This is a genomic window from Actinomadura madurae (genome assembly GCF_900115095.1).
GTDB lineage: Bacteria > Actinomycetota > Actinomycetes > Streptosporangiales > Streptosporangiaceae > Spirillospora > Spirillospora madurae.
Genome location: NZ_FOVH01000006.1, coordinates 295,450 through 309,859, shown reverse-complemented (window position 1 = coordinate 309,859; position 14,410 = coordinate 295,450). Strand labels below are relative to the sequence as shown.

The following is a 14,410-nucleotide window of genomic DNA, read 5'->3' as shown; positions in this document are numbered from 1 at the left end:
GTCACTCCTGCTCGGTGAGTACCCGCTGGGCGACGGCGAAGGCCGAGTTCGCGGCGGGTACTCCACAATAGATCGCCGTCTGCAGGAGCACCTCCTTGATCTCGTCGGGGGTGAGGCCGTTGCGCAGGGCTGCGCGCACGTGCATGGCCAGCTCCTCCAGGTGGCCCCCGGCGACCATCGCGGTCAGCGTGATGCAGCTGCGGGTCTTGCGGTCCAAACCCGGGCGGGTCCAGATCTCGCCCCACGCGTACCGGGTGATCATGTCCTGGAAGTCGGCGGTGAATTCGTCCTTGCGGGCCTCGGCGCGGTCGACGTGCGCGTCGCCGAGGACCTCGCGGCGCGTCCGCATGCCCCGCGCACGGCGCCCCTCGTCGGTCATGCCCTCGCTCATCGGCCTGCTCCCCTCCGGACGCGGTCCAGGTGCGCGGTGATCGCCGCGGTGACCTCCGCCGGGCGCTCCGCGTTCGCCAGGTGCCCGGCGCCCTCGATCACGGTCAGCCGGGCGCCCGGGATCCCGGCGGCGAGCCGCGCGGCGTGGCCCTCCGGCGGCGTGGGGCCGTCCTGCGCCCCGGCGATCACCAGCGTGGGCGCGGAGATCTCGCCGAGGCGCGCGGTCGCGTCGAACGCGGCCAGCGCGTCGCAGCAGGCGGCATAGCCCTCCGGGGCGGTGGCGCGGAGCATCTCGACGTACGGCTCCGCCCCGGTGAAGGACGGCGTGAACCAGCGTCCCGCCGCCGTGTCGGCGACCGGGCCGACGCCTTCCCGGCGGACGAGCGCGGCCCGTTCCCGCCACGGCCCCGGATCGCCGAAGCGCGGGGAGGTGCAGCACAGGACCAGCCCGGCGACGCGCTCCGGGGCGCGCAGCGCGAGGGCCGTCCCGACCGCGCCGCCGAGGGACACCCCGGCATAGGCGGCCCGGCCCACGCCGAGCCCGTCCAGGAGCGCGGCGATCCCGTCGGCGAGGCTCTCGACGGTCACCGGCCCGTCCGGCGGGGGCGCGCCGCCGTGCCCGGGCAGGTCGTAGCGCAGGACGCGCCACTCGCGGGTCAGCGCGGGCAGCTGCGGCAGCCACAGGTCCGTGGACGTGCCGAGGGACGGGCCGAGGACGACGACGGGCGCGTCCGGCGGGCCGTCCAGGCGGTACCGCGGCGGCGCGGCGGTCATGTGCGGCTCCTGCGGTAGGCGTCGAGGGCCTGGCCGACGAGGACGGCGGCGGCGCCCGGCCCGGGGTCGCCGCCGAGGACGTCGAGCAGGTCGTCCAGGTCGGCCCGCATCAGCTCGGTGGACACCTCCAGGCCGTCCAGCAGCTCGGCGGCCGTCTCGGCGGCGCCGCCGGTGAGGCGCAGGCACTCGCGCAGCGGCTGCCACTCGGCGTGCCACTCCCCCGCGGGCCGCTCGTGCGCGGCGGCCTGCGCGGCGAGGATCACCTGGACCTGCGCCGGAACCTGCAGGGCCGCGGAGCGGATCAGCGCGGACCGCGCCGGGTTGCGCTTGTGCGGCATCGACGACGAGCCGCCGCCCGCGCCCTCGGCGGCCTCGGCGACCTCGCTCTGCGCCAGCAGCCACACATCGGTGGCGATCTTGCCGAGCGCGCCGGCGACCAGCGCGTGCGCCGCGCCGAGGCCGGCGACCGGGGTGCGGCGGGTGTGCCACGGCAGGACGGGGCGCGCCAGCCCCGTCTCCTCCGCGTAGGCCGCGACGAGGTCGAGCCCCTGGTCCCCGAACGCGTCGAGCGTCCCGGCGGGACCGCCGAGCTGGACGGGCAGCACGGCCGCGGCCAGCCGCTCGCGGGCCTCCAGGCAGCCGAGGAGCCAGCCCGCGGCCTTGGCGCCGAACGTCGTCGGCAGCGCCTGGCGGCCGAGCGTGCGCGCCGCCATCGGGGTGTCGCGGTACCGCGCCGCGAGCCCGGCCAGCGCGTCCAGGGCCCGGTCGAGGTGGGCGAGGACCACGCGCCGCGTGCGGGCCGCGACGAGCATGGCGCCGGTGTCGAGGATGTCCTGGCTGGTGGCGCCCTTGTGGACGTGCTCGCCGGCGCTTCCGGCGAGCACCCGCAGGTCGGCGACCAGCGGCACCACGGGATTGCCGGAGGCGCGCGCCCGGCCGGCGATCCCGGCGAGGTCGAACCGGCCCGCCTCGGCGGCCCCCGTGATCGCCTCGGCGGCACCGCCGGGAATGATCCCGAGGCGGGCCTGCGCGCGCGCCAGCGCGGCCTCCGCGTCCAGCATCGCGGTCAGGTAGGCGAGGTCGCTCGTGGCGGCCTCCGCCTCCGTGCCCGCCCGGACGGGGGACAGCAGCCCCGCGTCCGGCGCCGGGCCGCGCTCCTCAGAAGCCAAGGAAGACCGTCTCCCCCTCTCCCTGCAGGCGCACGTCGAAACGGTACTCCCGCTCGCCCTCGCGTTCGGCGACCAGGGTGCCGCGGCGGTCCTCCGGGACGGCGCCGAGCAGCGGGTCGCCGGCGTGGGCGGCCTCGTCCTCGGGGAAGTACAGGCGGGTGAAGACGGGCTTGAGCAGCCCCCGGGCGAAGACCAGCACGGCGATGTAGGGGGCGCCGTCGCCGACCGCGCCGGGCTTGACGGTGCTGAACCAGTAGCCGCCGGCCGCGTCGGTGGCGCACCGGCCGAAACCGGAGAACCCGTGCCCGGCCCGTGCGATCCCGCCGGGGCGCCGCGGGATCTCGCCGTCCCCGTCGGCCTGCCAGATCTCCAGCAGCGCGTCCGGCACCGGCGCGCCCGCGCCGTCCAGCACCCGCCCGCGGATGCGGACCGCGTCGGGCCGCCAGGGCGGGACGACCTCCGGCCCCGCCGCGTACGGGAGCGCGTAGCCGAAGAAGGGGCCGACCGTCTGGGACGGCGTGGTGAGGGAAGGCGTGCTCATTCAGGCCTCCATCGGGGTGTCGCCGAGGACGATGTCCCACTGGTAGCCGAGCGCCCATTCCGGCACGGTGGTGTCCATGTCGAACCGGGAGACCAGCTTCTCCCGGTCCTTCTCGTCCGGAATCGACTGGAAGATCGGGTCGTAGGCGAACAGCGGGTCGCCGGGGAAGTACATCTGGGTGACGAGCCGCTGGGTGAACGCGGTGCCGAAGACCGAGAAATGGATGTGCGCGGGCCGCCAGGCGTTGTGGTGATTGCCCCACGGGTAGGCGCCGGGCTTGATCGTGACGAACCGGTAGCGGCCGTCGTCGCCGGTCAGGCAGCGCCCGGCCCCGGTGAAGTTCGGGTCGAGCGGCGCGGGGTGGATGTCGCCGAGGTGGTTGTAGCGGCCCGCGGCGTTCGCCTGCCAGACCTCCACGAGGGCGTTCCGCACCGGGCGCCCGGCGCCGTCCAGCACCCGCCCGGTCACGATGATCCGCTCGCCGAGGGGCTCGCCGCTGTGCTGCACGGTGAGGTCCTCGTCCAGCCGGCCGAGCTCCTGGTGGCCGAAGACCGGGGAGGTCAGCTCGACGCTGTCCGGGCCGAGCTTCGGCATGATCAGCTCCTGCGAGGGCGCGCGGAGCACGGTGCTCTTGTAGCCCGGGTACAGGTACGGCGGATGCGTCATGCGCTCTTTCCCTTCTGTTCCCGCTCGGCGACGGTACCCACGGGACCGCCGCCCACCACACTGGCAGCCGGCACCGGGTGCCCCGTCACCGGGTTTCCGGTCAGCGGAAGGGAAGAGGCGTGATCAGAGCCGCTCGGGCAGCCCGAACAGGGAGAACAGGCTCGTGTCGAAGAACACCGAGACGTGCGCGACGCCGTCGCCCGTGATGCTGAGCACCTGGAGCTGGTACGGGCTGTGAACGCCGTTCTCGTCGAGCTTGTACATCCCGAACGCCGGCTGCCCGTTCGCGGCGGCCGGGACCATCCTGATGTCGCCGGGCGCGGGGCGGCACTGGGCGATGATGAGGCGGACGACGTGGTCGGCGCCGACGAACCACTCGGGGAACGGCGGCATCTCCCAGACGACGTCCTTCTTGAACAGCTCGATGAGCCCGGTGATGTCGGCGTCCTCGAACGCCTTGGCGTAGCGCTCCAGCAGGTCGCGCTGGTCGGGGTCGGAGGGCTCGACCAGCTCGTCCCGGACGGGGGCGTGCTCCTCCAGCTGCGCCCGCGCGCGCTGCAGCGCGCTGTTCACCGCGGGGGTGGAGGTGTCGAGCAGTTCGGCGACCTCGGCGGCCTTCCACTTCAGCACGTCCCGCAGGATCAGCACGACCCGCTGCTTGGCGGGCAGGTGCTGCAGGGCGGCGACGAGCGCCAGCCGGGTACTCTCGCGGGCGGCGACGATCGTGGCCGGGTCGGTGGCGTCGGCGCCGAGGACGTCGTCAGGGGCCGGCTCCAGCCAGGGCACCTCGTCGGAGGCCACGACGGGCCGCTCCGGCTCGTCGCTCGGCCCGCCGAGCCCGGTCGGCATGGGCCGCCGGCCGCGCTGGTCGATCGCCGTCAGGCAGACGTTCGTGGCGATCCGGTACAGCCACGTCCGCAGCGAGGAGCGCCCTTCGAAGTCGCCGTACGAGCGCCAGGCGCGCAGGTAGGTCTCCTGCACGAGGTCTTCGGCGTCGTGGATCGAGCCGAGCATCCGGTAGCAGTGCGCCAGCAGCTCGCGCCGGTACGGATCGGCGAGTTCCTGGAAGTCGCGGTCTGTCTCTATGGTGCTGTTCGCCATGGTGGTCGTCACCTCTGCTCGGCGGTATCGCCCGGACGGCGGGCCCCGTCGCCCCCGACCGTAGGCGACCCCACCGACAGAACACGTGCAACGCCTTCGATGGTACGCCCGGCACCTCGTCCGAGCAGCGGTTCCAGCAGGCTCCGCGCCTCGCCGGCCGAGGTCCGGTCACCGGTCCGGCGGCAGACGATCTCCGCCCGCGCGAGATGTTCGCGCGCCTCCTCGGGCCGGCCGAGCGCCAGGTGGATCCGGCCGAGGAGCAGCAGGCTCAGGCCGCGGCCCCACCGGTCGCCGATGCCGGCCTGGATCTCCAGGGCGCGCAGCGCGTGGCGGCGGGCCTCCTCGTGGTCCCCGGCGTCGGAGTGCGCCCGGGCGATGTTGTCGAGGGTGTCGGCCGCGCCGCGCCGGTCGTCGATCTCGTACCGGATGGCCAGCGCCCGGCGCGCGTAGCCGAGCGCCTCGCCGGTGTCGCCGAGCCGCCGCTTCAGCCGGGCCATGGTGTTCAGGCTGTCCCCCTCGCCGCGCCGGTCGCCGATCTCGCGGCGGAGCGCCAGGGCCCGGGTCACGTGTTCGAGCGCCTCGGAGTACCGCCCGGCGTTGCGGTGGATGCGGGCGAGCAGGTCGAGGTCCTCGCCCTCCCCGTACTGGTCGGCGGTCTCGCGGTGGAGGCGCAGCGCCGCGCGGGCCGCGGCGAGGGCGGCCTCCTCCTCGCCGAGCCGCCACCTGGCGTGGGCCAGGGTGTTCAGGCTGTCGGCCTCGCCGCGCCGGTCGCCGATCTCCCGGTGCAGGCCGAGCGCCCGCTCGGCGAGGCCGACGGCGCGGTCGTTGCGGCCCAGCCTGCGGTGGCCGCGCGAGAGGGTGTCCAGGCTCTCCGCCTGGCCGGGCCGGTCGTCGGTCTCGGTGCGGATGCGCAGCGCGAGGCCGGCGTGGCGCAGGGCCTTCCGGTACCGCGCGAGGACGTAGTAGACCCCGGCGAGGACGTCGCGGGCCGCGCTCTCGGCGTCGAGGTCGCCGATCCTGCGCTCGATCTTGATGGCCCTGCGCGCGTGCCGGACGGCGGCCCGGAGCGCGGCCTGCCGCCGGCACGCCCTGGCGAGGAGGGTGAGGGTCCTGCCCTCGGCGGCCGGCGCGCCGATGGCCCGCTCGATCCGCAGCGCGCTCTTCAGGACGCGGCGGGCCGCCGGATAGTCGGCCAGCCGGTAGTGCACGAACCCGATGGCCTCCAGGGTCTCCGCCTCGCCGTAGCGGTCGCACGCCGCCCGCTGGATGGCGAGGGCCTCGCCCAGGCGCGCGAGCGACTCGCCGTGGTGGCCGAGGTGCTCCTGGAGCCGTCCGATCAGCGTGAGCGCCTCGGCCTCCCCGGCGCGGTCGTCCATCTCCCTTTTCGCGTCCAGGACGCCGAGGGTCGTCCGCAGCGCGCGGGCGTACCGGGCCTGCCTGCGGTCGATGTGCGCGAGCGTGAGCAGGTCATCGGTCTCCCCGTGCCGGTCACCGGTCCGGCGGCAGATCTCCAGCGACTCCTGGGCGCACTCGCGGGCCCGCGCGTAGCGCGCGGTGCGGGCGTGGATGCGGGCGAGGACGTACAGGGCGTGGCTGGCCCCGGCGAGGTCGCCGATCTCGCGCTGGATCGCCAGGGCCTCCTCGGCGCGGGCGAGGGCCTCGTCGTAGCGGCTCTGGTGCCAGCGGACGAGCGCGATCTTGGCGATGCTCTCGGCGACCCCGCGGCGGTCGCCGATCTCGCGCCGGATCCGCAGCGACTCCTTGGCGTGCTGGGCCGCCTCGCGGTACCGGCCGGTGCGTATCCCGAGCCGGGCGAGGACGTCGAGCGTCACGCCCTGGCCGGGCCGGTCACCGGTGTTCTGCTGGAGGCGCAGCGCCTCCTCCGCGTGGCGCCGGGCCGCCCTGTGATCGCCCATCCGGCACTGGATCCGCGCGATGGTGGCGAGGCTCTCCCCCTGGCCGATGCGGGCGGCGCGGCCGGCGCCCTTGCGGGTGTGCCGTTCGAGCGCCGCGCGGGCGTGGACGAGGGCTTCGCCGTACCGGCCGGCGCTGCGCTCGATCTCGGCCAGGTTGTTCAGCGTCCTGCCGAGCCCGGAGCCGGCCTTCATCCTCCGCTGGAGGGCGAGGGCCGACTCGACGTCGCGGCGGGCGTCGGCGTGCCGGCCGAGCCGCCGCTCCACGAGGGCGATGAGGTTGAGCACGGAGGCGACGCCGTGCTCGTCCCCGATCCGCTTCCTGATGGCCAGGGCGTGCCGGGCGTGCCTCATCGCCGCCTGGTACTGCCCGGAGTCGTGGTGGAAGACCGCGATGGTGCACAGCGACTCCGCCTCCCCGTACAGGTCGCCGACGTCCCGGCAGATCCGCAGGGCGCGGGAGGCGTCGTCGAAGGCCGCCGGGCAGTCCCCCAGGTTCTCCAGGACCTGCGCGCGCCCGAGCAGGCTGACCGCGAGTCCGGTGAGGTCGCCGATGTCCTCCCGGACGGCGACCGACTCCCGCGCGCACGCCAGCGCCTCCTTCAACCGCCCGCCGCGCCGCAGGGCGCGGCACATCCCGTCGAGGACCGCGCCCTGCCCGCGGCGGTCGCCGAGGCGGCGGCGGACCGCGAGCGCCCGCTCGGCGTAGCGGAGGGCGTGGCCCGTCAGGCCGAGCCGGCGCAGGATGCGGGCGATCATCTCCAGGGCGTCGGCCTCGCCCGCGCCGCCGCCCAGCTCCCGGTGGACGCGCAGCGACTCGCGGGCGTGGCGCAGCGCGGTCCGGTAGTGGGCGAGCCGCCAGTGCACCTGCGCGATCTGCTCCAGTGCCTGGCCGATCCCCTGCCGGTCGCCCTCCCGGGTCAGGACGGCGAGCGCCCGCTCCCCGTACTCCAGGGCCTCCTGGTAGCGGGAGCACTGGCGTTCGACGCGCGAGCGGGTGTTGAGGGCCCAGCCCGCCCGGCGGTGGTCGCCGAGCTCGGTGAAGATCTCGTAGGCCTCTCTGGCCTCCTTCGCGGCCTCCACGTGGTCCCCGGCGTCGCAGTGGACGACGGCGAGCTGGTCGAGCATCAGCGCCTCGGGGTGCCGGTCCCGGGCGGCCCGCGCCGCGGCCAGCCCGAGCCGGTGGACCGCCAGGTTGTCGGCGGCGTGCTTGTCGCGCCTGAGCAGCTGGAACAGCGCGTCGGCGAACTGCCAGGCCAGGTGCGGCCCGGCGCCCTCGGCCGCCCGCCGGGCGACGGCGACGACGGCCGCCCGCTCCCGCTCGAACCAGGCGAGCTCCGGCTCGGCCGGGCGCGGGGTTCCCCCCGCCGCCCCGGACGCGGGGCCGACCGCCGTGGGCGCGATCGCTTTGGCGGCCTCGCGCAGCCGGGCCAGGTACCAGTCCTGGAGCCGCCCGGTGGCCGCTTCGGCCCCCGGCCGGTCCTCGCGGGCGAGCCGTTCCGCGGCGTACTCCGCCAGCAGCTCGTGCAGGCGGAACCGGCCGGCCGTGCCCGGCTCGACGAGGTGCTTGCGGATGAGGCCCCGAAGGACGCCCCGGGCCTCCCGGACGGTCACGGCCAGGAGCGCGGCGAGGCTCTCGGCGCCGAAGTCGAGGCCGCGCATGAGGCCGAGCAGCCTGAACGCGGCCTGCTCGCGGGGCGTCAGGTTGTCGTAGGACAGGTCGAAGGCGGAGCGCAGGGCGAGCTCGGGATCGCCGTCGAGCACCAGCGCGTCCAGCCTGCCCCCGCACGTCAGTTCCCCGACGAGGGAGGCGACGGAGTCGAAGGGGCCCGCCTCCAGCCCGACCGCGGCGATCCTGATCGCCAGCGGCAGCCGGGCGCAGGACTCCGCGAGGTCGGCGATCGCCCGCGGCTCCTCCTTGCTGCGCTCGCCGCCGAGCAGCCGGGCGAGGAGCCGCCACGAGTCGGCGATGGACAGCGGTCCGACCGGGATCGAGACGGCGCCGAACCGGGCGATCAGCGCCTCCAGCCGCGTCCGCCCGGTCACCACGACGAGGGATCCGGCACCGCCCGGGACCAGCGGCACGACCTGGTCGGCGTCCGCCGCGTCGTCGAGGACGACGAGGACGCGGCGGACGGCGACCAGGGAGCGGAAGAGCGCGGCGCACCGGGCCTCGTCGGACGGGATGTCGCGGGCCGCGACGCCGAGGTCCTCCAGGAACCGCCGCAGCGCCCGTCCGGGCGTCCGCGCGGCCGGCCCGCCCATGTCCAGGAAGAACTGGTCCTCGAAGCGGTCCGCGTGCTGGTGGGCCCAGTGCAGGACGAGCGCGGTCTTCCCCGCGCCCGCCATCCCGTGGATGTGGGCCACGGTCACCGAGCCGGCCTCCCGGGCCGAGGCGAAGGCGGCGTCCAGCACCGCGAGCTCGTCCTCCCGCCCGACGAAGTCGCGGGGCGCCGCGGGGAGCTGCCGGATCGGCGGCGCGAACCGCGGCGCCGGATAGTGCACGATCTTGTCGCCGGCGACGATGTCGTCGGCGTGGACCTGGTCGTGGAAGCAGGCGGCCGGGCGGGGCACCGGGGCGTGCGGGCTGTCCGGCGCCGTCTCCGCGCCGTCGTCGGGGTCCGTGGCGTCGATCACGTCGCCTCCTCATGGCCGGGTGCGGCCTCACCTGTCATGAGCGGGGTCCTCCTCAGCAGACCGCCCGGCCTGCGGCGATGACAACGGCGCCCGGAATGCCCGTACAAGCCCGTACAGCGGCCGTCACGCGACCCCCGCCACCCGGGCACGGAGAGTCGTGGCCGGGAGCGGACGATGTGTGTCATCCGCCCCAGACAGGCGTCTGACTCCGTGTGTCAATCGGTGCGGCGGACGGCACCGGGCTCACCTCGGGGGTGCACATGGCGGCGCGCAACCCGGCAGGAAACGGGACTGGCGGACCCGATCCCCGGCGGATCGTGACCCGGCAGGACTTCGCGGCACAGCTCACCCTGCTCCGGGAGGCCGCGGGCCTGACCGTCCGGCAGGTCGCGCGGGCGTCCGGGATCCCCGACGCGAGCGCCGGGGACTACTTCGCCGGCCGCCACCTGCCGCCGCCGCGGCCCGACCGGCTCCCGGCGCTGCTGCGGGCCTGCGGGGTGACCGGCGCCGAGGCCGAGTCCTGGCTGGACGCGCTGCGCCGGGTCCGCCGGACGCCGGGACGCCGTCCCGCGGTCGTCCCCTACCGCGGCCTCGCCCGCTTCGAGGCCGAGGACGCCGGCTGGTACTTCGGGCGCGAGGCCCTGACAGCCACCCTGCTGGAGCGCGTCCGGGGCCTCGGCGGCAAGGGCGCCCTGGTGGTCGTCGGGCCGTCCGGCGCCGGGAAGTCGTCGCTGATCAGGGCCGGGCTGATCCCGGCGCTGCGGGACGAGGCCGGCGCCGTCCTGCACACGGCGGGCGAGATCGACGCCGGCGCGCTGGCGTCGCTGCGCGCCCGGGCCCCCGCGGTGCTGGCCGTCGACCAGCTCGAGGAGATCCTCGCCGATCGCGCCGGAGCCGGCGAGGAGGACCTGATCGCCGGGCTGCTGGAGCTCCCCGCCGCGGTCGTCCTCGCGCTCCGGGCCGACTTCTACGGGCGGGCGCTGCGCCATCCGGGGCTCGCCGAGGTGCTCCAGACCGGCCAGGTGCTCGTGACCCCCATGAACGAGGACGAGCTGCGCCGGGCGATCGTCATGCCGGCGCAGCGGGCCGGGCTGGAGCTGGAGCCGGGCCTGGTCGACCTGCTGCTGCGCGAGGTGAGCCCGGCGCCGGGAGCCGCGCCCGGCGCCGCCCACGACGCGGGAACGCTGCCGCTGCTGTCGCACGCCCTGCTGTCGACGTGGGAGCGGCGGCGGCACGCCATGCTCACGATCGCCGACTACCGGGACAGCGGCGGGATCCAGGGGGCCGTCGCCGCCACCGCCGAGGAGGCCTACCGGGACCTCGGCGAGACCGAGCGGCAGATCGCCAGGAGGCTGTTCCTGCGGCTGGTGCACCTCACCGGCGACACCGGGGTGACGCGGCGGCGGGTGGCGGAGCGGGAGCTCGGGGACGGGACGAGCGCCGTCCTCGCCCGCTTCGTCGACCAACGGCTCGTCACCGCGCGCGCCGACGGCGTCGAGATCGCCCATGAAGCGCTGCTGGCCGCGTGGCCGCGGCTGCGCGCGTGGGTCGAGACCGACCGGGCCGGGCTGCGCGCGCACCGCCGGCTCACCGCGGCGGCCGAGGCGTGGGAGGAGTCCGGCCGCGACCCGGGCACGCTGCTGCGCGGGGTGTGGCTCGCCGAGAGCGAGGAGCTGGCCGCCGACCCGCGGCGCGGAGCCGGCCTGAACGAGCTGGAGATCCGGTTCCTGCGGGAGTCGGTGCGCCGGCGGGAGGCGGAGGCGCGGGCGCTGCGCCGGCTGGTGCGGCGCGGGCGGCGGCTGATCGCCGTCCTGTCGGTCGTGTCGCTGCTGGCGCTCGGGCTGGCGGCGGTCACGGTGAGCCAGCGGCGCGCCGCCGACGAGCAGCGCGACGAGGCGGTGTCGCGGCAGGTGGCGGTCGAGTCCGGCAAGCTGCGCGGCAAGGACGTCGCGCTCGCGGCCCAGACCGCCCTGGCCGCGTACCGGGTGTCGCCCACTCCGGAGGCCCGCTCCGCCCTGCTGGAGTCCTACGCGGGCCCGGCGGTGACCCGGATCGCCGGACCGCGCGGCGTCCTGCAGTCGGTGGCCGTCAGCGCGGACGGCCGCACGCTCGCGACCGGCGGCGCGGACCGCGCCGTGCGGCTGTGGAACATCGCCGAACGCGGGCGCCCCGCGCCGATCGGCGAGCCGCTGGGCGGGCACCGCGACACCGTGTACGGCGTCGCGATCAGCCCCGACGGCCGGACCGTCGCGGACGGCGGCGGCGGGGGGACGGTCATGCTGAGGCGGATCGGCGGGGCCTCCCGAGCCCTCACCGGACCGCGCTCCACCGTGTACGCGGTGGCGTTCAGCCCGGACGGGAGGACGCTCGTCGCCGCGAGCGCCGACGGGACGGTCCGGTCCTGGGACCCGGCCCGTCCGGAGGCCGGTGGCCGGATCCTCCTGGAAGGCGGCGCCGCCGCCCACACCGCGGCGTTCGGCCCCGACGGGACGACGCTCGCCGTCGGGTTCGAAGACGGGACGGTCCGGCTGGTGGACATGGTCCGCCGCGAGCCCGCCGGCGATCCCCTGAAGGCGGGCTCGAAGACCGTGTTCGCCGTGGCGTTCAGCCGCGACGGGAGGACGCTCGCGGCGGGCAACGCCGACGGGAACGTCCGGCTGTGGCGCGTGTCCGGTGCGCGGGCCGTCCCGTCCGGCGAGCCGCTGACCGGCCCGAAGGGATGGGTCAACGGGGTCGCGTTCGCGCCGGACGGCCGGTCGCTGGCCGCCGCGAGCTCGGACGGCCGGGTCTGGGTCTGGGACCTCGCCGGGGGGAGCCCGCGCACCTCGCTGCCGCACCCGGGTCCGGTGACGGCGGTGGTGTTCCTGCCGTCCGGCGCGCTCGCCACGGCCGCGGCGGACGGCACCGCCAGGATCTGGGACCTGCCCGGCCCGGTCGTCCAGGGGCCCGGCGCCGGGATCTTCGCCGCGGGGCTGAGCCGCGACGGCCGCGTCCTCGCGCTCGCGAGCCAGGACGGGACCGCGCGGCTCTGGTCGGTCGCCGACCCGCGCCGTCCCGCGCCGCTCGGGCCGGTGATCCGGCACGCGGCCGGGGACGGCCGGGCGTCGGGGGCGGCGGCGCTGAGCCCGGACGCCGGCACGCTCGCCATCGGCGGCGTCGGCGGCCCGACGCAGCTGTGGGACGTGCGCTCCCCCGGCCGCCCCGCCGCGATCCCCGCGCGGCTCACCGGCCCCGCCGGCCTCGTCCAGGGGCTCACCTTCAGCCCGGACGGCCGCCTCCTCGCCGTCGCGAGCAACGACGCGAAGGTGTGGCTGTGGGACGTCCGCGACCCGCGCGGGCCGGTGCGCCTGGCCGTGCTGGCCGGCGCGACCAACTACGCGTACCAGGCCGCGTTCAGCCCGGACGGCCGCACCCTGGCCTACGGCACGGCCGACAACGAGGTCCTGCTGTGGGACGTGTCCGACCCGCGGCACCCGGCGCGGCTCGGAGGGGCCCTGACCGAGCACGAGAACTACGTGTTCACCGTGGTTTTCAGCCCGGACGGCCGCACGATGGCAACCGCCGGCGCCGACAACACCGTGATCCTGTGGGACCTCGCCGACCGCTCCCGCCCGCGTCCGCTGCCGCGGCGGCTGCGCGGCCCGACGAACTACATCTACTCGCTGGCCCACGGCCCGGGCGGCGTGCTCGCCGCCGCGGCCGGGGACGGGACCGTCTGGCTGTGGGACGTCTCGGAGCCGTCCCGGCCGTCGGCGCCGGCGACGCTCACCGGCTCGGCCGAGGCGCTGTACTTCGACGTGGCCGACTCCCGCCGGCCCCTGCTGGTGACGACCGGGGTGGGCCGGGAGGTCAGGCTGTGGGACATGGACCCGGAACGGGTCGCGGCGCAGATCTGCGCCGTGGCGGGGACGCCGGTCACCGAGGCGGAGTGGCGGCGCCACCTGCCGTCCAAGCCCTACGACCCGCCCTGCTAGAGAATTCGCACTGCTGGAAGGTCTGCACTGCTAGAACTCGAAGCCGCCGGGGCGGCCGTTGCGGTCGGCGATCAGGCCGGCGAGGGTGGCGACGGCGATCTCCGCCGGGGTCCGGGAGCCGATGTTCAGGCCGATCGGGCGGTGCACGCGGGCGATGTCGGCGGCGGGGACCCCGAGCTCGGTGAGGGCCGGGATGTGCGGGGCCGGGTGCCGGGGGTTGCCCATGACGCCGACCCACCGGACGGGCTGGGTCAGCACGTCGCGCAGGACGGGCCCGAGCTCGGGCCGGTGGTGGTCGGTCACGACGACGTCGGCCGTGGCGTCCAGCGGCGGGAGGTCGGTCGCCCCCTCGCGCGACTTGTCGGGGTCGACGAGGAACGACCGGTAGCCGAGGTCGGCGCCGTAGCGCAGGAGGTGGTCGGCGACCGCGCCGGCGAACACCGCGACCAGCGTCCGCTCCTCGGAGGGCGGCGGGACGTCGCCGTGCGCGACGTCGCAGGAGGGGTCGGCTGCGTGCGGTGTGGCCATACCGGAAAGTCTGCCCCGCGCGGCGGCGGCCGGTCCAGGGGCCACGCCTTATCGCAAACAGGTGTTTCCAGAACGTAGAACTTCGGCGCTGGAACGGGTATGCCTTCTGTCTAGACTGCTGTCACCCGGCGGCCACAGGAGGGACCGACCGTGATCGCGAGACCGGAGGGCGGCCCCCGCGTCGTGGTGGGGGTGGACGACTCCGCGGGTGCGCGCTGCGCGCTGTCCTGGGCGATCGGCGAGGCGCGGCTGCGCCGGCTGCCGCTGCTGGTCGCGCACGCCGCGCCGCTGCCCCCGCACGTGTCGGCGGCGGGGCAGCTCGGCTGCGGCATCACCGAGGCGCTGCGCGCGTCCGGGGCGGAGCTCATCGCCCGGTTGCTGACGGAGGTGTGCGACGGACCGCCCGACGGCGTGGAGATGACCGCGCTGGCGCTCGTCGGGGAGCCGGGGGCCACCCTGGTCCGGCTGGCCGGCGAGGACGACCTGCTGGTCGTCGGGCACGGGGCGCGGGGGCCGTTCTCGAGGCTGCTGCGGCCGTCCGTGCGGCTGCACTGCGCCCGCAGGGCCCGCGCGACGCTGGTGTGCGTCCGCCCGCCCGCGTTCGACACGCTGCTGGAGAGCCTGACCGCGACGGGCGAGGCGCCCGGTCATGCCCCCGACTCGCGGTTCCGCAGGCTCGGCCGCCGCCTGCGCCTCCCGCTCTGACCAGGCGGCCGA

Annotated in this window: 10 protein-coding genes; 2 read left to right on the top strand and 8 right to left on the bottom strand. The window is 76.3% G+C overall.

The window, feature by feature from the left end; genetic code table 11:
• Window position 1: 1 nt before the first annotated feature.
• The 7 genes from pcaC to BM339_RS19625 form a co-directional block, all read right to left on the bottom strand.
• The gene (gene pcaC / locus BM339_RS52490) at window positions 2-391 is read right to left on the bottom strand and encodes a 4-carboxymuconolactone decarboxylase (protein ID WP_021598600.1); all 390 of its coding nucleotides are present in this window, start codon (window positions 389-391) and stop codon (window positions 2-4) included.
• Window positions 388-1,164 (bottom strand): 3-oxoadipate enol-lactonase, encoded by a 777-nt coding sequence (gene pcaD / locus BM339_RS19650; RefSeq protein ID WP_075021768.1) that lies wholly within the window; start codon window positions 1,162-1,164, stop codon window positions 388-390. Before pcaD ends, pcaC begins: the two co-directional genes overlap by 4 nt.
• Window positions 1,161-2,333 carry a 3-carboxy-cis,cis-muconate cycloisomerase gene (pcaB, locus tag BM339_RS19645; RefSeq protein WP_083597757.1) on the bottom strand — a complete coding sequence of 391 codons (1,173 nt, stop codon included), beginning with the start codon at window positions 2,331-2,333 and terminating at the stop codon, window positions 1,161-1,163. Before pcaB ends, pcaD begins: the two co-directional genes overlap by 4 nt.
• Window positions 2,323-2,874, bottom strand: coding sequence for a protocatechuate 3,4-dioxygenase subunit alpha (gene pcaG / locus BM339_RS19640; RefSeq protein WP_021598603.1), 552 nt, complete (start codon window positions 2,872-2,874; stop codon window positions 2,323-2,325). The genes pcaB and pcaG overlap by 11 nt, the downstream gene beginning before the upstream one ends.
• Window positions 2,875-3,540: a protocatechuate 3,4-dioxygenase subunit beta gene (gene pcaH, locus BM339_RS19635; RefSeq protein WP_021598604.1), complete on the bottom strand. Its 666-nt coding sequence runs from the start codon at window positions 3,538-3,540 to the stop codon at window positions 2,875-2,877.
• Window positions 3,541-3,663: 123 nt separating this feature from the next.
• A complete protein-coding gene (locus BM339_RS19630; RefSeq protein WP_021598605.1) occupies window positions 3,664-4,641 on the bottom strand; it encodes a sigma-70 family RNA polymerase sigma factor in 978 nt (325 codons plus the stop codon).
• Window positions 4,642-4,649: 8 nt separating this feature from the next.
• Complete coding sequence (locus BM339_RS19625; RefSeq protein WP_075021767.1) at window positions 4,650-9,191, bottom strand: tetratricopeptide repeat protein; 4,542 nt, start codon at window positions 9,189-9,191, stop codon at window positions 4,650-4,652.
• Between the two features lie 317 nt (window positions 9,192-9,508).
• Here BM339_RS19625 and BM339_RS19620 point away from each other — a divergent pair, with 317 nt between their 5' ends.
• A complete protein-coding gene (locus tag BM339_RS19620) occupies window positions 9,509-13,165 on the top strand; it encodes an nSTAND1 domain-containing NTPase (protein ID WP_177287731.1) in 3,657 nt (1,218 codons plus the stop codon).
• 30 nt (window positions 13,166-13,195) lie between these two features.
• On the opposite strand, the gene BM339_RS19615 is transcribed toward BM339_RS19620, so the two are convergent.
• Window positions 13,196-13,693: an XdhC family protein gene (locus tag BM339_RS19615; RefSeq protein WP_021597976.1), complete on the bottom strand. Its 498-nt coding sequence runs from the start codon at window positions 13,691-13,693 to the stop codon at window positions 13,196-13,198.
• A 150-nt stretch (window positions 13,694-13,843) separates the two neighbouring features.
• Between BM339_RS19615 and BM339_RS19610 the strand changes: the two genes are divergently transcribed.
• Window positions 13,844-14,398, top strand: a complete 555-nt coding sequence (locus BM339_RS19610; protein WP_024935267.1) for a universal stress protein — start codon at window positions 13,844-13,846, stop codon at window positions 14,396-14,398.
• Window positions 14,399-14,410 lie beyond the last annotated feature (12 nt).

What these genes read in the sequence shown, in the direction of transcription:
- pcaC (WP_021598600.1), bottom strand. Translation starts at nt 391, where the DNA reads ATGAGCGAGGGCATGACCGACGAGGGGCGCCGTGCGCGGGGCATGCGG.
- pcaD (WP_075021768.1), bottom strand. Translation starts at nt 1,164, where the DNA reads ATGACCGCCGCGCCGCCGCGGTACCGCCTGGACGGCCCGCCGGACGCG.
- pcaG (WP_021598603.1), bottom strand. Translation starts at nt 2,874, where the DNA reads ATGAGCACGCCTTCCCTCACCACGCCGTCCCAGACGGTCGGCCCCTTC.
- pcaH (WP_021598604.1), bottom strand. Translation starts at nt 3,540, where the DNA reads ATGACGCATCCGCCGTACCTGTACCCGGGCTACAAGAGCACCGTGCTC.
- BM339_RS19630 (WP_021598605.1), bottom strand. Translation starts at nt 4,641, where the DNA reads ATGGCGAACAGCACCATAGAGACAGACCGCGACTTCCAGGAACTCGCC.
- BM339_RS19615 (WP_021597976.1), bottom strand. Translation starts at nt 13,693, where the DNA reads ATGGCCACACCGCACGCAGCCGACCCCTCCTGCGACGTCGCGCACGGC.